The sequence below is a fragment of the Salmonella sp. 741265073_HBA genome (assembly GCF_046569105.1).
Lineage (GTDB): Bacteria > Pseudomonadota > Gammaproteobacteria > Enterobacterales > Enterobacteriaceae > Salmonella > Salmonella enterica.
In genome coordinates this window covers 35,694-53,765 of the sequence record NZ_JBKFRY010000017.1, presented here as the reverse complement: position 1 = coordinate 53,765, position 18,072 = coordinate 35,694, and the positions used below count along the sequence as shown (strand labels likewise).

General features: G+C 53.9%; 17 protein-coding genes and 4 tRNA genes. 15 read left to right on the top strand and 6 right to left on the bottom strand.

The window, feature by feature from the left end; genetic code table 11:
* The 5 genes from thrP (at position 1) to ACLD3P_RS19295 (ending at position 1,921) form a co-directional block, all read left to right on the top strand.
* Positions 1 to 1,386 (top strand): bifunctional threonine/serine APC transporter ThrP, encoded by a 1,386-nt coding sequence (gene thrP / locus ACLD3P_RS19315; RefSeq protein ID WP_000818378.1) that lies wholly within the window; start codon positions 1 to 3, stop codon positions 1,384 to 1,386.
* A 102-nt stretch (positions 1,387 to 1,488) separates the two neighbouring features.
* Positions 1,489 to 1,565, top strand: a tRNA-Arg gene (locus ACLD3P_RS19310).
* Between the two features lie 54 nt (positions 1,566 to 1,619).
* Positions 1,620 to 1,695 (top strand) — tRNA-His (locus ACLD3P_RS19305).
* Between the two features lie 20 nt (positions 1,696 to 1,715).
* Positions 1,716 to 1,802 (top strand) — tRNA-Leu (locus ACLD3P_RS19300).
* 42 nt (positions 1,803 to 1,844) lie between these two features.
* Positions 1,845 to 1,921, top strand: a tRNA-Pro gene (locus ACLD3P_RS19295).
* Positions 1,922 to 2,502: 581 nt separating this feature from the next.
* On the opposite strand, the gene hemY is transcribed toward ACLD3P_RS19295, so the two are convergent.
* The 4 genes from hemY to hemC are packed head-to-tail and all read right to left on the bottom strand — an operon-like array spanning position 2,503 to position 6,571.
* Positions 2,503 to 3,699: a protoheme IX biogenesis protein HemY gene (gene hemY, locus ACLD3P_RS19290; RefSeq protein WP_001546072.1), complete on the bottom strand. Its 1,197-nt coding sequence runs from the start codon at positions 3,697 to 3,699 to the stop codon at positions 2,503 to 2,505.
* Positions 3,700 to 3,701: 2 nt separating this feature from the next.
* Positions 3,702 to 4,871, bottom strand: a complete 1,170-nt coding sequence (gene hemX / locus ACLD3P_RS19285) for a uroporphyrinogen-III C-methyltransferase (protein ID WP_000138961.1) — start codon at positions 4,869 to 4,871, stop codon at positions 3,702 to 3,704.
* A gap of 21 nt (positions 4,872 to 4,892) precedes the next feature.
* Positions 4,893 to 5,633 (bottom strand): uroporphyrinogen-III synthase, encoded by a 741-nt coding sequence (gene hemD, locus ACLD3P_RS19280; protein ID WP_000025490.1) that lies wholly within the window; start codon positions 5,631 to 5,633, stop codon positions 4,893 to 4,895.
* Positions 5,630 to 6,571: a hydroxymethylbilane synthase gene (hemC, locus tag ACLD3P_RS19275; RefSeq protein WP_001521319.1), complete on the bottom strand. Its 942-nt coding sequence runs from the start codon at positions 6,569 to 6,571 to the stop codon at positions 5,630 to 5,632. Before hemC ends, hemD begins: the two co-directional genes overlap by 4 nt.
* Before the next feature lie 376 nt (positions 6,572 to 6,947).
* On the opposite strand from hemC, the gene cyaA reads away from it, so the two are divergent.
* The gene (gene cyaA / locus ACLD3P_RS19270) at positions 6,948 to 9,494 is read left to right on the top strand and encodes a class I adenylate cyclase (protein ID WP_000281719.1); all 2,547 of its coding nucleotides are present in this window, start codon (positions 6,948 to 6,950) and stop codon (positions 9,492 to 9,494) included.
* Positions 9,495 to 9,571: 77 nt separating this feature from the next.
* On the opposite strand, the gene cyaY is transcribed toward cyaA, so the two are convergent.
* Complete coding sequence (gene cyaY / locus ACLD3P_RS19265; RefSeq protein ID WP_000999917.1) at positions 9,572 to 9,892, bottom strand: iron donor protein CyaY; 321 nt, start codon at positions 9,890 to 9,892, stop codon at positions 9,572 to 9,574.
* A gap of 138 nt (positions 9,893 to 10,030) precedes the next feature.
* Between cyaY and lptM the strand changes: the two genes are divergently transcribed.
* The 8 genes from lptM to corA all read left to right on the top strand — a co-directional run bounded on the left by lptM (position 10,031) and on the right by corA (position 17,134).
* Entirely contained in the window at positions 10,031 to 10,234 is a 204-nt protein-coding gene (gene lptM, locus ACLD3P_RS19260; RefSeq protein ID WP_000799903.1) for an LPS translocon maturation chaperone LptM, read from the top strand.
* A 36-nt stretch (positions 10,235 to 10,270) separates the two neighbouring features.
* Entirely contained in the window at positions 10,271 to 11,095 is an 825-nt protein-coding gene (gene dapF, locus ACLD3P_RS19255; RefSeq protein ID WP_001160671.1) for a diaminopimelate epimerase, read from the top strand.
* Complete coding sequence (locus ACLD3P_RS19250) at positions 11,092 to 11,799, top strand: DUF484 domain-containing protein (RefSeq protein ID WP_061376690.1); 708 nt, start codon at positions 11,092 to 11,094, stop codon at positions 11,797 to 11,799. Before dapF ends, ACLD3P_RS19250 begins: the two co-directional genes overlap by 4 nt.
* Positions 11,796 to 12,698 carry a tyrosine recombinase XerC gene (gene xerC / locus ACLD3P_RS19245; protein WP_000132877.1) on the top strand — a complete coding sequence of 301 codons (903 nt, stop codon included), beginning with the start codon at positions 11,796 to 11,798 and terminating at the stop codon, positions 12,696 to 12,698. The genes ACLD3P_RS19250 and xerC overlap by 4 nt, the downstream gene beginning before the upstream one ends.
* Positions 12,698 to 13,414, top strand: coding sequence for a 5-amino-6-(5-phospho-D-ribitylamino)uracil phosphatase YigB (gene yigB, locus ACLD3P_RS19240; protein ID WP_001213560.1), 717 nt, complete (start codon positions 12,698 to 12,700; stop codon positions 13,412 to 13,414). The genes xerC and yigB overlap by 1 nt, the downstream gene beginning before the upstream one ends.
* Positions 13,415 to 13,549: 135 nt before the next feature.
* Complete coding sequence (uvrD, locus tag ACLD3P_RS19235; protein ID WP_000383436.1) at positions 13,550 to 15,712, top strand: DNA helicase II; 2,163 nt, start codon at positions 13,550 to 13,552, stop codon at positions 15,710 to 15,712.
* Positions 15,713 to 15,971: 259 nt separating this feature from the next.
* Positions 15,972 to 16,028, top strand: coding sequence for a YsgD/CorL family protein (ysgD, locus tag ACLD3P_RS19230; RefSeq protein WP_212723238.1), 57 nt, complete (start codon positions 15,972 to 15,974; stop codon positions 16,026 to 16,028).
* Positions 16,029 to 16,183: 155 nt separating this feature from the next.
* Complete coding sequence (gene corA / locus ACLD3P_RS19225) at positions 16,184 to 17,134, top strand: magnesium/cobalt transporter CorA (RefSeq protein WP_000947139.1); 951 nt, start codon at positions 16,184 to 16,186, stop codon at positions 17,132 to 17,134.
* Between the two features lie 47 nt (positions 17,135 to 17,181).
* Here the strand turns inward: corA and ACLD3P_RS19220 are convergent, their stop codons facing one another.
* Complete coding sequence (locus ACLD3P_RS19220) at positions 17,182 to 17,562, bottom strand: hypothetical protein (RefSeq protein ID WP_023139942.1); 381 nt, start codon at positions 17,560 to 17,562, stop codon at positions 17,182 to 17,184.
* Positions 17,563 to 17,736: 174 nt separating this feature from the next.
* Here ACLD3P_RS19220 and ACLD3P_RS19215 point away from each other — a divergent pair, with 174 nt between their 5' ends.
* Entirely contained in the window at positions 17,737 to 18,033 is a 297-nt protein-coding gene (locus ACLD3P_RS19215) for a hypothetical protein (protein WP_001156607.1), read from the top strand.
* The last annotated feature ends 39 nt before the right edge of the window (positions 18,034 to 18,072 follow it).

Sequence of the window (18,072 nt, the reverse complement as noted above, 5' to 3'; positions counted from 1 at the left end):
ATGGCAGAGAAAAAACCGGAGCTACAGCGTGGGCTGGAAGCTCGTCATATTGAATTGATTGCCCTCGGGGGCACCATCGGCGTCGGACTCTTTATGGGCGCCGCCAGTACGCTGAAATGGGCGGGCCCGTCAGTGCTGCTGGCGTATATCATCGCCGGATTGTTCGTCTTTTTCATCATGCGTTCGATGGGGGAGATGCTCTTTCTGGAACCTGTTACCGGCTCCTTTGCCGTGTACGCCCACCGGTATATGAGTCCTTTTTTTGGCTATCTTACCGCCTGGTCATACTGGTTTATGTGGATGGCGGTCGGGATCTCGGAAATTACCGCCATTGGGGTCTACGTCCAGTTCTGGTTTCCGGAGATGGCGCAGTGGATACCGGCGCTGATTGCCGTCGGACTGGTCGCGTTGGCGAATCTGGCTGCGGTGCGCCTGTATGGTGAAATCGAGTTCTGGTTTGCGATGATCAAAGTCACCACGATTATTGTGATGATCATCATCGGTTTGGGGGTGATTTTCTTCGGTTTTGGTAACGGCGGCCAGGCGATTGGCTTTGGTAATCTGACCGAGCATGGCGGCTTTTTTGCCGGCGGCTGGAAAGGCTTTCTGACCGCATTATGTATCGTGGTGGCTTCTTATCAGGGGGTTGAGTTGATCGGTATTACCGCCGGTGAAGCGAAGAATCCGCAGGTGACGTTGCGTAGCGCGGTGGGTAAGGTGCTGTGGCGTATCCTGATTTTTTATGTTGGCGCGATTTTCGTAATCGTCACCATTTTCCCGTGGAATGAGATTGGCAGCAACGGCAGTCCCTTTGTGCTCACCTTCGCGAAAATCGGCATCACCGCCGCAGCTGGCATTATCAACTTTGTCGTGCTGACGGCGGCGCTCTCCGGCTGTAACAGCGGAATGTATAGCTGTGGGCGTATGCTTTACGCGCTGGCGAAAAACCGTCAACTGCCGGCGGCAGTCGCGAAAGTCTCTCGCCACGGCGTGCCGGTCGCGGGCGTGGCGCTCTCTATTTTGATTTTGCTGGTAGGTTCTTGCCTGAACTACATCATCCCCAATCCGCAGCGCGTCTTTGTTTACGTTTATAGCGCCAGCGTACTGCCGGGGATGGTGCCGTGGTTTGTCATTCTGATTAGCCAACTGCGCTTTCGTCGGGCGCATAAAGAAGCGATTGCGGATCATCCTTTTCGTTCCATTATGTTCCCGTGGGCGAACTATTTGACGATGGCGTTTCTGGTTTGCGTTTTAATCGGCATGTACTTTAATGAAGATACGCGCATGTCGCTGTTTGTCGGCGTCATCTTCCTGCTGGCCGTCACGCTGGTCTACAAAGTTTTCGGTCTGAATCGTCACGGAACCGCCCACAAGGTGGGGGAATAAGCGCCAAAATGCGCAAAGCATAACCAAACGCGCATTTTATTTAAAAAGGCACTGGACAGCGGGGTGTGAAGTCCGTATTATCCACCCCCGCAACGGCGCTAAGCGCCCGTAGCTCAGCTGGATAGAGCGCTGCCCTCCGGAGGCAGAGGTCTCAGGTTCGAATCCTGTCGGGCGTACCATTTATTTAGGTGCTTGAGCTGCGGTGGTTTAATACCGCGTAAAAAGTTTCAGTGGTGGCTATAGCTCAGTTGGTAGAGCCCTGGATTGTGATTCCAGTTGTCGTGGGTTCGAATCCCATTAGCCACCCCATTAATATAGAGTTGTGAAACGCGAAGGTGGCGGAATTGGTAGACGCGCTAGCTTCAGGTGTTAGTGTCCTTACGGACGTGGGGGTTCAAGTCCCCCCCCTCGCACCACGACTCAATGAATTGAACTAAAAATTCAAAAAAGCAGTATATCGGCGAGTAGCGCAGCTTGGTAGCGCAACTGGTTTGGGACCAGTGGGTCGGAGGTTCGAATCCTCTCTCGCCGACCAATTTTGAACCCCGCTTCGGCGGGGTTTTTTGTTTTCTGTTCATTTTCAACTACTTATCCCGCACGTGTTGCCATTATGGTTTATTGGCGATATCCCAGACTTTATTTGTCGCTATTCGGTGACGAATAATCTATTGATTTATAATCACTTTATAAAAAGCATCCTGTTCTGTCTCCGCCGGGCGACACGCTAAAACCTCGCCAGCAGCGGGGGGATGTCAATCGCGTGAATTCTCTACGTTTTTTTAACGCCTGCGCCTGTTTTTTAGCGGTGCAAAGATGGCACGTTATGTGCAATAATGTACGGGTAGATGCTCATTCCATCTCTTATGTTCGCCTTCTGGCCTCATAAACTCAGGAATGATGCAGAGCCGTTTACGGTGCTTATCGTCCACTGACAGATGTCGCTTACGCCTCATCAAACACCCTGGACACAACGTTGAGTGAAGCACCCCTTTATGTTGTCATACAGACCTGTTTTGACGCCTGCCCCTTAACCGGGCAGGCGTTTTTTTATGCATCCCGAATGATTTTGTGTAGGCGGTAGGCCCGGTAAGCGAAGCGCCACCGGGCAAGAGGGAATTACTGCGGGGGATTGTTCTGTAATGTCAGCATCAGGCCATCGCGCCGCATGGCGGCAGCCTCTTCCGGTTGATGCAGTCGATCAAGCGCATCGGCAAGCCAGGCATAATCATACGCGTCCGGGCGTTGTTTCAGCGCGGCGCGGAAAGCCAGGGTCGCCTCCTGCCATTCACCGTGTTTCATTAGCGACTGGCCGAGTGTGCTCCATAACAGCGGGCGATCGCCTACCGTCTTGATTTGCTGGCGCAGCACTTTCTCCAGTTGTTCCGGATTATTGGTTCTGAGGCGAGGAATGGGCAGCACCAGCCGATCGTCATACTGGCGTTTCAGACCGTCAATGATAATCTGCTGCGCCATATCATGATCGTCACATTCGATCAGATGCTCGGCCATTGCGACCTGCAGCGCCACCTGATGGCGGGTTTTACGGCTTTGGTTTTTCCACCAGGTGCGTAATCCTTCGCTGCCCTGCTCGGCGCGCGCCTGATCCATGAGTCCTATCCACGCCTGTTGTTCGAGCATGGCGCGATGCGCTTCATCGCCGACGTGTGCTTTCGCCATGGATGGGATGATATCCAGTAAAGAACTCCATGCGCTGGTGCGAATATAGGCCTGCTCCGCCAGACGCAGAACTTCCGGGTGACGCGGCGTGACCTCCAGCAGTTTGTCCACGCCGTGACGCGCCGCGTGATTTTCATTGCGCGCCAGCTGTAAGCGCACGCGCGTGATCTCGACCGGGATGGTGTCGTTCCCCGCCAGTTCTGCCGCACGTTCAAGGTGCTGATTAGCGCGTGCTTCATCGCCGCGCTGCTGCGCCGCTTCTGCCGCCAGCAGATAATTTACCACCGGTTGTTCAGCATGGTCGGCATTTTTTGACATCAGCTTTTCAACCTGCTGATAGTCGCCCTCCGCCAGTTTCAGCAGCGCTTGTTCGGTCTGCTTGCGGGCGCGACGGCGTTTACGGCCGGCAAACCAACCGCGGGTGTGCGCGCCGGTACGAAACAGACGGCGTAGCAACCACTCAATGGCGAATAGCACCACCATAGCGACGATGAGAATGATCGCCAGGCCGGTGACGCTGGTTTCAATGTTGTAGTTATCGGTCTGGATTAACACATAGCCCTGGTGACCGGCTATCATCGGGCCGACCACGATACCCGCGAGCAACAACACAAAGAGCAATAATACTTTTAGCATCATTATTCTCCTTGCGGCGCGGTTGCCGGAGCGTCTGTCTGCGTGGCAGGCGCTGCCGTAGAGACTGTCGGTTGCGCCAGTAGATTACGCACGCGGGTTTGCATCAGTTTTTCAAGAATCGCCTGGCTTTCCAGGGTTTCCGGCAGATCCATCGTGATATTTTGCTGGCTTAATTTATCGACCTCCTCCAGGAAGGCTTTTGTCGCGGCGTCGTCAGTATCGTAATAAGCGCGAACCCAGGTCGAAACGTTATCCAGCGCCTGACGGTATGTTTCTTCCTGATGGCGTGGCACGGCCTGCGCGGCGACTAACAGGCGGGAGCGAATATTTTCGCGTAAATAGACGTCCTGGTTGGGCGCCAACAGCGGTACGGCGGTATCATCGCGGCGGCGAATGGTAATAAAGCTGTCCATAAAGTTCTGCCAGCTTTTTTGCAGGTTAACGCGCCATTCGCTTAGCGAGCTGGACAGCTCGCTGCTGTCTGAATCCATCGGCGAACCATCGGTATCGTTATCCGCCAGACGCAGGTTATCGATTTGGTTAGAGAGCTGATTGAGTTTGAGAATAATGCCGTCGTAGTCGATCTGTGCAACGGATGACAGGCTGGCGATATCGTCAGTAATCGCGCGTCGTGCGGTAATCAGGCTGGGGTCATTCATGTCCGCCAGACTGGCGTCAGCGCTTTTGAGCAGCGCAGCGGCGGTAGTGACGTCCTGATCGCTCCACAGCTTGCGTCCGGCGAGTTTCACCAGGAAATCAGCCTGCGCCAGCAGCCAGGTTTTAGCATCGCTGCCGGAAATAGTGGCGACTTTTTGTTGTACTTCATCAAGCTGTTTCGCCAGCGCCGCCTGTTGGCGATTCGCGTCATCTAACTGCGCCGCTTGTTTTTTGATAATCCCTTCCAGCTCCGCTTTTTGGCTCTCCTGTGCCTTTTGCAAGGCGGTTAGTTGCGTCGCCAGCGCATCGCTGGTTTCCGTTTGCGCGGTTGCTTGCTGTTTCCCCCAGCCATAAAGCCCAATACCTGCCGCCAGGGCAATCGCAATCGCCACCGCGCTTAATACCAGCGCGGCGCCGTTCTTACTTTTTTTCTCGGTATTAACTGGCTGTGGCGTGGTTTCCACGCTCTCCCTGGTCTCATCAACCACGGCGGAGGATTTTTCTTGTTCCGTCATTATGGCATCCCATTATGAGAGTTATTGTAATGCGCGCAACAGCGCATCGTTGTCGGCGTTATCAGCGACCTTAATATCTTGCCAGCCCAGCTCCCGGGCGAGGTGCGCCAGACGTTCACTGACGACCAATAGCCGACAGCGTAGTAACCAGTGCTCACGATACCACTCGGGAGTCAGCGACCAGAGCCGTTGCAACATCTCGCCGCTGGTAACAACAAGCGTTGTTACGCCGCGAGTATGCCAGCGCATCGCTTCTTCCGCGCCATCGTAATGTTTCGCACATCGTTGATAACATTCACAAAAACTGACTTCGGCTCCGCGAGCTGTCAGGGTTTCGCCCAGCAGTTCGCGGCCGCCATTGCCACGCAAAATCAGCGCGCGTTTGCCCGCAATATTTTGTAATTCAGGTAATTGTAGCAAGGCTTCGCTGATTTCCCGATCCAATGGATAACGAATATCGAACCCGCTAACGGTATGAAGGGCGAGCGCCGTGGTGCGGCCAATCGCGAAATAGCGCGGCGACGCAGGCCAGTTTCGGCCATCCCGCTGGAGCTGGGCGTGAGCAAAGGCGACGGCGTGCTGTGAAAGGGCAAAAACCAGATCGTTTTCCGCGAGCGTCGCCAGGCGGTCGGCCAGGGTGGGTAGCTCCCGACCGGCGACAAATTCAATCAGTGGAAAACTCCAGGCCACCTGCCCCAGTGCGCGCAGACGGCTCACTAATGCTTCCCCTGCGGGAGAGGGGCGGGTGATCAGAATACTCATGCGGGCGTCTCGCCGTTATAAACTTCCGTCAGAATCGCGCGCGCGCCGTTTTCCAGCAGTTCCTCTGCAAGCGAGATGCCCATTTGCTCCGCCTGCTCGGGAGAACCACGACGTTCGCCGCGCACCATCACCGAACCGTCCGGCGCGCCAACCAGCGCGCGTAGCCAAATTTCACCGTTGATGATTTCTGCATAGCTGCCAATCGGCACCTGACAACCGCCTTCCAGGCGGGTGTTCATAGCGCGTTCCGCCGTTACGCGCAGCGCGGTTTGCGAGTGATTCAACGGTGCGAGCAGCGCCTGCGTTCGCGCGTCGTCAAGACGACACTCAATCCCGACGGCGCCCTGGCCTACGGCAGGAAGCGAAACGTCGGGCGGCAAGGCTGTGCGAATGCGCGACTCCAGACCTAAGCGTTTCAGACCGGCCACGGCCAGGATAATGGCGTCATAGTCGCCGTTGTCCAGCTTGCCGAGACGTGTGCCGACGTTGCCGCGCAACGAACGGATAATGAGGTCCGGACGGCGTTCCGCCAGTTGACACTGGCGACGCAAACTGGACGTCCCGACGATACTACCCGCGGGCAGATCGTCCAGACTGTGATATTTATTCGAGACAAACGCGTCGCGCGGATCTTCGCGCTCGCAAATGGTCACCAGACCGAGACCGTCCGGGAAGGCCACCGGAACGTCTTTCATAGAGTGCACGGCGATATCAGCGCGCTTTTCCAGCAGCGCGATTTCAAGCTCTTTAACAAACAGTCCCTTACCGCCCACTTTCGCCAGGGGAGTATCGAGAATCACGTCGCCGCGTGTGACCATCGGCACCAGTTCTACCGTCAGTCCCGGATGGGTTGCCATCAATGCGTCTTTGACATAATGTGCCTGCCAAAGCGCAAGGGGACTTTGGCGTGTGGCAATTCTTAAAACATTGTCTAACATGCTTGTTACCGTCATTATCAATCATTGACCATCCTAACATCCTTATAGAGAGTATGTTAGTTTTCCGGTCACCGTGAGTGAGAGGATAAGGCGCAGTGTCGTCAATGACAGTGAATAATGACGAGAAACCGCCAGCCCGTATTTAAGAATTTACACGCAGCGAACGGTGCTACACTTGTATGTAGCGCATCTTTCTTTACGGTCAATGAGCAAGGTGTTAAATTGATCACGTTTTAGACCATTTTTTCGTCGGTATTAGATAAAAATATGCAGGCGAGAAAGGGTAACGGTTATTTTTGACATACGGTTTATCCCGAATGGCGACGGTCAAGTACTGACCTGCACCATGACGGGTAGCAACATCAGGCGATACGTCTTGTACCTCTATATTGAGACTCTGAAACAGAGACTGGATGCCATAAATCAACTGCGTGTGGATCGCGCGCTTGCTGCCATGGGACCCGCTTTTCAGCAGGTTTACAGTCTTCTGCCGACATTATTGCACTATCACCATCCACTGATGCCGGGTTACCTTGATGGTAACGTTCCCAGCGGTATTTGCTTCTACACGCCTGATGAAACCCAACGCCACTATCTGAACGAACTTGAGCTGTACCGCGGTATGACGCCGCAGGACCCGCCGAAGGGCGAGCTGCCGATTACCGGTGTTTACACCATGGGCAGCACCTCCTCGGTCGGGCAGAGCTGCTCGTCCGACCTGGATATCTGGGTGTGCCATCAGTCCTGGCTCGACGGTGAAGAGCGTCAGTTGCTGCAACGTAAGTGTAGCCTGCTGGAAAGCTGGGCCGCCTCGCTTGGCGTTGAGGTGAGCTTCTTCCTGATCGACGAGAACCGTTTCCGCCATAACGAAAGCGGCAGTCTGGGCGGGGAAGACTGTGGTTCTACGCAGCATATCCTGTTGCTTGATGAGTTTTATCGTACCGCTGTGCGCCTGGCCGGGAAGCGTATCCTGTGGAGTATGGTGCCGTGCGACGAAGAAGAGCATTACGACGACTATGTCATGACGCTCTACGCGCAGGGCGTATTAACGCCAAACGAATGGCTGGATCTGGGGGGCTTAAGCTCGCTCTCCGCCGAAGAGTACTTTGGCGCCAGCCTGTGGCAGCTATACAAGAGCATTGACTCGCCGTACAAAGCGGTGCTGAAAACGCTGCTGCTGGAAGCCTACTCATGGGAATATCCCAACCCACGTCTGCTGGCGAAAGATATTAAACAACGTCTGCATGACGGTGAAATCGTATCGTTTGGACTCGATCCCTACTGCATGATGCTGGAACGGGTCACTGAATACCTGACGGCGATTGAAGATCCGACGCGGCTGGATTTAGTCCGCCGCTGCTTTTACCTGAAAGTGTGCGAGAAATTAAGTCGCGAGCGCGCCTGCGTAGGCTGGCGTCGGGAAGTATTAAGCCAGTTAGTCAGCGAGTGGGGATGGGACGACGCGCGTCTGACCATGCTCGATAATCGCGCAAACTGGAAAATCGATCAGGTGCGCGAAGCCCACAACGAATTGCTCGACGCCATGATGCAGAGCTATCGTAATCTGATTCGCTTTGCGCGGCGCAACAACCTCAGCGTGAGTGCCAGCCCGCAAGATATCGGCGTACTGACGCGTAAGCTGTACGCGGCGTTTGAAGCGTTGCCGGGTAAAGTCACGCTGGTGAACCCGCAGATATCGCCGGATCTGTCCGAGCCGAATTTAACCTTTATCCATGTGCCGCCGGGACGCGCCAACCGTTCAGGCTGGTATCTCTACAACCGTGCGCCGAACATGGATTCCATCATCAGCCATCAGCCGCTGGAATATAACCGTTATCTTAATAAGCTGGTCGCGTGGGCGTGGTTCAACGGCCTGCTGACGTCGCGAACGCATCTGTTTATTAAGGGCAACGGTATTGTCGACCTGCCTAAGTTGCAGGAGATGGTCGCCGATGTTTCGCACCATTTCCCGCTGCGCTTGCCTGCTCCAACGCCGAAAGCGCTCTACAGCCCCTGTGAAATTCGCCATCTGGCGATTATCGTTAACCTCGAATATGACCCGACGGCGGCGTTTCGCAATAAAGTGGTCCATTTTGACTTCCGTAAGCTGGACGTTTTCAGCTTTGGCGAAGAGCAAAACTGTCTGATAGGCAGTATCGACTTGTTATATCGCAACTCGTGGAATGAAGTGCGTACTCTGCACTTTAACGGCGAGCAGGCGATGATCGAAGCGCTGAAAACGATTCTGGGGAAAATGCACCAGGATGCCGCGCCGCCGGATAGCGTGGAGGTGTTCTGCTACAGTCAGCATCTTCGCGGTCTGATTCGCACCCGCGTGCAGCAACTGGTCTCCGAATGTATCGAGCTACGTCTTTCCAGCACCCGTCAGGAGACCGGTCGATTCAAGGCGCTGCGGGTTTCCGGGCAGACGTGGGGACTATTCTTCGAACGCTTGAATGTCTCGGTGCAGAAGCTGGAGAACGCTATCGAATTCTACGGCGCGATTTCGCATAACAAGCTGCACGGGCTGTCGGTACAGGTGGAAACCAACCAGGTGAAATTGCCGTCAGTGGTGGATGGCTTCGCCAGCGAAGGGATTATCCAGTTCTTCTTTGAAGAAACGGGTGATGAGAAAGGCTTTAATATTTATATTCTGGATGAAAGTAACCGGGCGGAAGTGTATCACCACTGCGAGGGTAGCAAGGAAGAACTGGTGCGCGACGTCAGCCGCTTCTATTCGTCATCGCACGATCGCTTCACGTATGGCTCCAGCTTTATCAACTTTAACCTGCCGCAGTTCTACCAGATAGTGAAAACCGATGGCCGCGAGCAGGTGATCCCATTCCGTACGCAGCCTATCAACACCGTGCCGCCAGCAAACCAGGATCATGACGCACCGCTATTGCAGCAGTATTTTTCCTGAGGATTTTTGCCCGGTGGCGGCTACGCCTTACCGGGCCTACAGTAAGCCGGATAAGAAAAGCGCATCCGGCAAATAAATCAACGGAAGCTCACCGCTTCACCTGCCTGCTGTGTCGCCGCCTGCTCCAGCAGATCCCAGAAGGTTTCGCCGCTGCGATCGCAAATCCACTCGTCGCCTTTCAGGTCAAAGTGATAGCCGCCCTGTTTGGTCGCCAGCCATACCTGATGCAGCGGCTCCTGACGGTTAATAATGATTTTACTGCCGTTCTCAAAGCTGAGGGTCAGCACGCCGCCGTTGATTTCGCAGTCGATATCGCTGTCGCCGTCCCAGTTATCGAGGTGTTCTTCAATGGTGAGCCACAGGGCGTCAGCCAGGCGATGAAATTCACTGTCGTTCATTGTCGTTTCCCGTTTTTTCGTGATGGCGGCAGTATAACCTGGAACAAAAGGCGTTGCAGTTTACCGCCAAACGCTTGCTTTTACGCCTTCTCCTGCGATGATAGAAAATAGAAAGCATGAACTTACAGGCAATCCATAATGAAAAACGTGTTTAAGACACTCGCTGTACTTCTGACTCTGTTCAGCCTGACGGGCTGCGGTTTGAAAGGGCCGCTTTATTTCCCGCCAGCCGATAAAAATGCGCCGCCGCCGACGAAAAAAGTCGATTCGCAAACGCAGTCCACGATGCCCGATAAGAACGATCGCGCAACGGGAGATGGCCCGTCCCAGGTCAATTACTGAGGATAGTTTTCTGTCCCCGCGTGAACGGAGTGAATGATGCAATTCTCTAAAATGCATGGCCTTGGCAACGATTTTATGGTCGTCGACGCGGTAACGCAGAATGTCTTTTTTTCGCCGGAACTGATTCGTCGGCTATCCGACAGACACCTGGGCGTAGGGTTCGATCAGCTGCTGGTGGTTGAGCCGCCCTATGATCCTGAGTTGGACTTTCATTACCGCATCTTCAACGCCGACGGCAGTGAAGTCTCGCAGTGCGGCAATGGCGCGCGCTGTTTCGCGCGATTTGTTCGCCTGAAAGGGCTAACCAATAAACGCGACATTCGGGTCAGTACCGCGAATGGCCGGATGGTACTGAGCGTCACGGAAGATGAACTGGTGCGGGTGAATATGGGGGAGCCAAACTTTGAACCCGCGCAGGTGCCTTTTCGCGCCAACAAAGCGGAAAAGACGTATATTATGCGAGCGGCGGAACAGACCATACTGTGCGGCGTGGTTTCAATGGGCAATCCGCACTGTGTCATTCAGGTTGATAACGTCGACACGGCGGCCGTTGAAACGCTGGGGCCGGTTCTGGAAAGCCATGAGCGTTTTCCGGAACGCGCCAACATTGGTTTTATGCAGGTTGTAAGACGCGAGCATATCCGGCTGCGAGTCTATGAACGCGGCGCAGGGGAGACCCGCGCGTGCGGCAGCGGCGCGTGCGCTGCCGTTGCCGTGGGGATTCAGCAGGGGCTGCTGGCTGAAGAAGTACGCGTGGAATTACCGGGCGGTCGGCTGGATATCGCCTGGAAAGGTCCGGGTCATCCGTTATACATGACTGGTCCGGCGGCACATATCTACGACGGATTTATCCATTTATGAAGCAACCAGAGGAAGAACTACAGGAAACGCTCACGGAACTGGACGATCGAGCGGTCGTCGATTACCTGCGCCACCACCCTGAGTTTTTTATCCGTAACGCCCATGCCGTGGAAGCGATGCGTGTTCCACATCCCGTGCGGGGAACGGTTTCGCTCGTTGAGTGGCATATGGCCCGCGCGCGTAATCATATCAATGTGCTTGAAGAAAATATGACGCTGCTGATGGAACAGGCTCATGCCAATGAAAGCCTGTTTTATCGCTTGCTGCATCTGCAAAGCCGTCTGGTCGCCGCGGATAGTCTGGATGAGATGCTGGTGCGGTTTCACCGCTGGGCGCGCGATTTGGGGCTTGCCGGCGCGACGCTGCGTTTGTTCCCGGATCGGTGGCGTCTTGGCGCGCCATCGCGCTATACGCATCTGGCTTTAAACCGTCAGGCCTTCGAGCCGCTGCGTATTCAACGACTGGGACAGTCGCAGCATTATCTTGGCCCGCTAAACGGCCCGGAACTGCTGGTGGTCTTGCCGGAGGCGAAGGCTGTAGGCTCGGTAGCCATGTCGATGATGGGCAGCGATGGCGACCTCGGGGTGATTCTCTTCAGCAGCCGTGACCCGCACCACTATCAGCCGGAGCAGGGGACGCAGCTTTTACAGGAGATCGCGCTGATGCTGCCGGAACTGCTGGAACGCTGGATTAAACGCGTATGACGGATGTCGCGCTTTCTCAGGATGTCTCGCGTTTCCTGCGCTATTTAGGCGTGGAGCGCCAGCTTAGCCCTATTACCCTGCAGAACTACCAGCGTCAGCTTGATGCCATTATCGCTTTAGCCGGAGAAACCGGGCTGAAAAGCTGGCAACAATGTGACGCTGCGATTGTGCGCAGTTTTGCGGTGCGCAGTCGGCGCAAAGGGCTTGGCCCTGCCAGTCTGGCGCTACGTCTCTCGGCATTGCGAAGCTTTTTTGACTGGTTAGTCAGTCAGGGCGAATTGAAAGCTAACCCGGCGAAGGGCGTCTCCGCCCCGAAAGCGCCGCGTCATCTGCCGAAAAATATTGATGTCGACGACGTTAACCGCCTGCTGGACATCGATCTTAACGATCCGCTCGCCGTACGTGACCGGGCGATGCTGGAGGTCATGTACGGCGCGGGACTGCGTTTATCCGAACTGGTTGGCCTGGATATAAAGCACCTCGATCTTGATACCGGCGAAGTGTGGGTAATGGGTAAAGGCAGCAAAGAGCGACGCCTGCCGATTGGCCGTAACGCGGTGACGTGGATTGAGCACTGGCTGGATCTGCGCGGCCTGTTCGCCAGCGATGAAGAGGCGTTATTCCTGTCGAAGCTCGGCAAGCGTATCTCCGCGCGCAATGTCCAAAAACGGTTCGCCGAATGGGGCATAAAGCAGGGGCTAAACAGCCACGTGCATCCACATAAGCTGCGCCATTCGTTCGCGACCCATATGCTGGAATCGAGCGGCGATCTGCGCGGCGTGCAAGAGCTGCTGGGTCATGCCAACCTTTCCACCACCCAAATTTATACTCATCTTGATTTTCAACATCTTGCTTCAGTGTACGACGCGGCGCATCCGCGCGCTAAACGGGGGAAATAATGCGTTTTTACCGGCCTTTGGGGCGTATTGCCGCGCTCACCTTTGACCTGGATGATACCCTTTATGATAACCGTCCGGTGATTTTGCGTACTGAGCAGGAAGCGCTCGCTTTTATGCAAAATTATCACCCGTCGCTACGTTCGTTTCAAAACGTCGATTTACAGCGGATACGGCAGGCGGTGCGTGAAGCGGAGCCGGAAATCTATCATGACGTTACCCGCTGGCGCCATCGTGCGATAGAGCAGGCCATGCGGGATGCGGGATTATCGGCGCAGGAGGCCATTGCCGGCGCGAATGCGGCGATGATGCATTTTGCCAAATGGCGCAGCCAGATTGAGGTTCCGCAGGCTACCCATGAGACATTACAGCAGCTTGCGAAAAAATGGCCGCTGGTGGCGATCACTAACGGCAATGCCCAGCCGGAACTGTTTGGCCTCGGTGATTACTTTAAGTTTGTACTGCGCGCCGGCCCGGATGGACGTTCCAAGCCGTTTAGCGACATGTATTTCCTGGCGGCGGAAAAACTGCATGTGCCGATCGGCGAGATCCTGCATGTCGGCGACGATCTGACTACCGATGTGGCTGGCGCTATTCGCTGTGGGATGCAGGCCTGCTGGATTAAACCTGAAAATGCCGACCTGATGCGGACGCAGGACAGCCGTTTACTGCCGCATATCGAAATTTCGCGGTTGGCATCTCTCACCTCGCTGATATAATCACCAGTAGTTCTGTATATATTCCCAGTTATTCTGGCGGATGGCGCTATGCTTATCCGCCCTACGATAAGTAGCTCCGGTAAGCGAAGCGCCACCGGGCGTTTTTAGTTTTCATGTTTTTACGCGGCGGTGCCAATGGACGTTTCTTACCTGCTCGACAGCCTTAATGATAAACAGCGCGAAGCGGTGGCCGCGCCACGTAGCAACATGCTGGTGTTGGCGGGCGCGGGAAGCGGGAAAACCCGCGTGCTGGTGCACCGTATCGCCTGGTTACTGAGCGTAGAAAACAACTCGCCATATTCCATCATGGCGGTGACCTTTACCAACAAAGCGGCGGCGGAAATGCGCCATCGTATTGGCCAGTTGATGGGGACCAGCCAGGGTGGAATGTGGGTAGGGACGTTCCACGGTCTGGCGCACCGCCTGCTGCGCGCGCATCATATGGACGCTAATTTGCCGCAGGATTTCCAGATTCTCGACAGCGAAGATCAGATGCGTTTGCTTAAACGCCTGATTAAGGCGATGAATCTTGATGAGAAGCAGTGGCCGCCGCGTCAGGCGATGTGGTACATCAATAGCCAGAAAGACGAAGGGCTACGCCCGCACCATATTCAAAGCTATGGCAACCCGGTGGAGCAGACCTGGCAGAAGGTGTATCAGGCCTATCAGGAAGCGTGCGATCGCGCTGGTCTGGTGGATTTCGCCGAGCTACTGCTGCGCGCTCATGAACTATGGCTGAACAAGCCGCACATCCTGCAACACTATCGCGAGCGGTTTACTAACATCCTGGTGGACGAATTCCAGGATACCAACAACATTCAGTACGCCTGGGTTCGTCTGCTGGCGGGCGATACCGGTAAAGTGATGATTGTCGGCGACGATGACCAGTCGATCTACGGCTGGCGCGGGGCCCAGGTGGAGAACATCCAGCGTTTCCTCAATGATTTCCCCGGTGCGCAGACCATTCGTCTGGAGCAGAATTACCGCTCGACCAGCAACATCCTTAGCGCGGCGAACGCTCTGATTGAGAATAACAATGGGCGTTTGGGTAAAAAACTGTGGACTGACGGCGTTGATGGCGAACCGATATCGCTGTACTGCGCTTTCAACGAACTGGATGAAGCGCGCTTTGTGGTTAACCGTATCAAAACCTGGCAGGACAACGGCGGCGCGCTTGCGCAATGCGCCATCCTTTATCGCAGCAACGCCCAGTCGCGCGTGCTGGAAGAAGCGTTATTACAGGCCAGCATGCCGTACCGCATTTATGGCGGTATGCGCTTCTTCGAACGTCAGGAGATCAAAGATGCGCTCTCTTATCTGCGTTTGATTGCCAATCGCAACGATGATGCCGCCTTTGAACGCGTGGTGAATACCCCAACGCGCGGCATCGGCGATCGCACGCTGGACGTGGTGCGCCAGACCTCGCGCGATCGCCAGCTAACATTGTGGCAAGCGTGCCGTGAATTGTTACAGGAAAAAGCCCTGGCCGGGCGTGCGGCCAGCGCGCTACAACGCTTTATGGAACTGATCGACGCCCTGGCGCAGGAAACCGCCGACATGCCGCTGCATGTGCAGACTGACCGGGTGATCAAAGATTCCGGCCTGCGCACCATGTATGAGCAAGAAAAAGGTGAGAAAGGCCAGACGCGCATCGAAAACTTAGAGGAACTGGTGACGGCGACGCGGCAGTTCAGCTACAACGACGAAGATGAAGATTTAATGCCATTGCAGGCCTTCCTCTCTCACGCGGCGCTGGAAGCGGGCGAGGGGCAGGCGGATACCTGGCAGGATGCGGTACAGCTGATGACGCTGCACTCGGCCAAAGGGCTGGAGTTTCCGCAGGTGTTTATCGTCGGCATGGAAGAGGGCATGTTCCCCAGCCAGATGTCGCTGGATGAGGGCGGGCGTTTGGAAGAGGAGCGTCGTCTGGCCTACGTCGGCGTTACCCGTGCCATGCAGAAACTGACGTTAACCTATGCGGAAACGCGTCGTCTGTATGGTAAAGAGGTCTACCATCGCCCGTCGCGTTTTATCGGCGAACTGCCGGAGGAGTGCGTGGAAGAGGTCCGTCTGCGCGCCACCGTCAGTCGTCCGGTGAGCCATCAACGAATGGGAACGCCGCTGGCGGAAAACGACACAGGCTACAAACTCGGCCAACGCGTGCGCCATGCGAAGTTCGGCGAGGGAACTATTGTCAACCTGGAGGGCAGCGGCGAGCATAGCCGGTTGCAGGTGGCTTTTCAGGGGCAAGGGATCAAATGGCTGGTTGCCGCGTATGCGAAGCTGGAAACGGTTTGACCGGCTCTCATATTGCCGGATGGCACCTCTTATCCGGCCTACGCGTTGGCTAACATTTTGATTTGTAGGCCGGATAAGGCGAAGCCGCCATCCGGCGATATATTGATGTTAATATTCTGAAATCATAGATAAATACTCTCACTCTGCTAACCTTTCTGCATAAGGGGAAATTATTGCTTTTTCGCGTTTCGTTGCGTGTTGACGGCAAATTTTTGCTGGCGTAACATGCGCCCACGATTACGCTAAGAGGACATTCGCCTTGGACACACCCAGTAGATACTGGCTCATTATCCTGTCATCCAGGATCAACTCCTAAGGCTATCCCTTTTTGCTGATAGCCTTAGCGGTTGTCAGCGACCTTTCATTTTTTCCCGTCGCGTTGAGTCAGGCTGTTTAATGGTCTGAAACCCAATTTGTTTCTGTGTGCCCATCTGAACTGTCCGATATTTTTACGCATTGGGAGTCCCGGTCATGCTGAGCGCATTTCAACTGGAAAAAAACCGACTGACCCGGCTGGAAGTCGAGGAGTCACAAAGCCTGATTGATGCCGTATGGGTCGATTTGGTCGAACCGGACGACGACGAGCGATTGCGCGTACAATCTGAGCTGGGCCAGAGTCTGGCGACGCGTCCTGAACTGGAAGATATCGAAGCATCCGCGCGCTTCTTTGAAGACGAAGACGGACTGCATATCCACTCCTTCTTCTTCTTCGAAGATGCGGAAGATCATGCCGGTAACTCTACGGTGGCATTCACTATTCGCGATGGCCGTCTGTTTACGCTGCGTGAACGCGAACTGCCCGCTTTCCGTCTGTATCGTATGCGCGCCCGCAGCCAGGCGATGGTCGACGGTAATGCTTATGAATTACTGCTCGATCTGTTCGAAACCAAAATTGAACAGTTAGCGGATGAAATCGAAAACATCTACAGCGATCTGGAAAAACTGAGCCGCGTCATTATGGAAGGGCATCAGGGCGATGAATACGACGAAGCGCTCTCCACGCTGGCGGAACTGGAAGATATCGGCTGGAAGGTACGCCTGTGTCTGATGGATACCCAACGCGCGCTGAACTTCCTGGTGCGCAAGGCGCGCTTACCGGGCGGACAGCTGGAGCAGGCGCGTGAGATCCTGCGCGATATCGAATCTCTGCTGCCGCACAATGAATCGCTGTTCCAGAAGGTGAACTTCCTGATGCAGGCGGCGATGGGTTTCATCAATATTGAGCAGAACCGCATTATCAAAATCTTCTCGGTGGTTTCCGTGGTGTTCCTGCCGCCGACGCTGGTCGCTTCCAGCTATGGGATGAACTTCGAGTTTATGCCGGAACTGAAGTGGAGCTTTGGTTATCCAGGCGCGATTATCTTTATGATTCTGGCGGGGCTTGCGCCGTATCTGTACTTTAAGCGCAAGAACTGGCTGTAAAATCAACGGACTGGCGATTTAACCGCCAGTCCGTTGGAAGTTCTTCATCATGAGGAAAGTTCTTGTTTTGAAGAAGCGATGAAAGATAGCAGTAGTGTTGTGAGTATTACCCAGGCAATATTGAGTTGTATACCAATATTATCGCAATCAGCCCCATTGAGTGCGACACTGACTGTACAGAAGACATTTACACCTATAGACAATGCGATGAAATAAAGTGCCCTGCAACCTGAATCTCTGATTCTCTTCGCGCCAATATTAATATGGATATAGGTATTGACAATAATAAATATTAAATCAAGGTATTGGTTTTTAGGCATTATAGTAAATAATATTATCCATGATGATAATGTATAAATAACAAACTTTGCTCGCTTCAATGTATCCTTGGGGGAAGGGTGAAAAATATCTTTAATAATCCTAATCATATTATTTTTTCCATATTGATAACCAACTTCAGGTCTCACATGTAAATATATCACACTGAATTTTCTAATGACAGTAATGGTAAATAATGGCATGATAATTACGTTGCACAGCAATAGATAATAATTAAATATATTATCTGGCAATTAACAATTTCAATGAATGGATTTCATAAAATGCAAGAGAAAAATTTCTGGCAAGTTTATTTTGGTAAAGACCCTTTTTCTAAAGCCGAATTCATTAAAGCCTGGATTGGATGGTGGGTGATTGCTATTGTCCTGCTCGTTGTACTGTCGATTTGTACTTCATTAAATTTGAGGGGGATTGGAATAGCGTTGGGATTCGGCTTTTGCCAGATCCATGCCCGTTATTTAACGTTTGTTGGTTGGAATAAGTTTATTGGTGTGTTGGGCGTGTTTCCAGTAACAAATATTATATTATTTATTGTATTGCTATTTACTAAAAAGAAATAACATAAAATGGCAGCCAGATAATAGCTGCCATTTTATTAT

Coding starts and splice junctions, on each gene's coding strand:
- uvrD (WP_000383436.1), top strand. CDS start 13,550: ATGGACGTTTCTTACCTGCTCGACAGCCTTAATGATAAACAGCGCGAA.
- hemX (WP_000138961.1), bottom strand. CDS start 4,871: ATGACGGAACAAGAAAAATCCTCCGCCGTGGTTGATGAGACCAGGGAG.
- thrP (WP_000818378.1), top strand. CDS start 1: ATGGCAGAGAAAAAACCGGAGCTACAGCGTGGGCTGGAAGCTCGTCAT.
- dapF (WP_001160671.1), top strand. CDS start 10,271: ATGCAATTCTCTAAAATGCATGGCCTTGGCAACGATTTTATGGTCGTC.
- cyaY (WP_000999917.1), bottom strand. CDS start 9,892: ATGAACGACAGTGAATTTCATCGCCTGGCTGACGCCCTGTGGCTCACC.
- hemC (WP_001521319.1), bottom strand. CDS start 6,571: ATGTTAGACAATGTTTTAAGAATTGCCACACGCCAAAGTCCCCTTGCG.
- hemY (WP_001546072.1), bottom strand. CDS start 3,699: ATGCTAAAAGTATTATTGCTCTTTGTGTTGTTGCTCGCGGGTATCGTG.
- hemD (WP_000025490.1), bottom strand. CDS start 5,633: ATGAGTATTCTGATCACCCGCCCCTCTCCCGCAGGGGAAGCATTAGTG.
- ACLD3P_RS19220 (WP_023139942.1), bottom strand. CDS start 17,562: ATGATTAGGATTATTAAAGATATTTTTCACCCTTCCCCCAAGGATACA.
- yigB (WP_001213560.1), top strand. CDS start 12,698: ATGCGTTTTTACCGGCCTTTGGGGCGTATTGCCGCGCTCACCTTTGAC.
- corA (WP_000947139.1), top strand. CDS start 16,184: ATGCTGAGCGCATTTCAACTGGAAAAAAACCGACTGACCCGGCTGGAA.
- ACLD3P_RS19215 (WP_001156607.1), top strand. CDS start 17,737: ATGCAAGAGAAAAATTTCTGGCAAGTTTATTTTGGTAAAGACCCTTTT.
- xerC (WP_000132877.1), top strand. CDS start 11,796: ATGACGGATGTCGCGCTTTCTCAGGATGTCTCGCGTTTCCTGCGCTAT.
- ACLD3P_RS19250 (WP_061376690.1), top strand. CDS start 11,092: ATGAAGCAACCAGAGGAAGAACTACAGGAAACGCTCACGGAACTGGAC.
- lptM (WP_000799903.1), top strand. CDS start 10,031: ATGAAAAACGTGTTTAAGACACTCGCTGTACTTCTGACTCTGTTCAGC.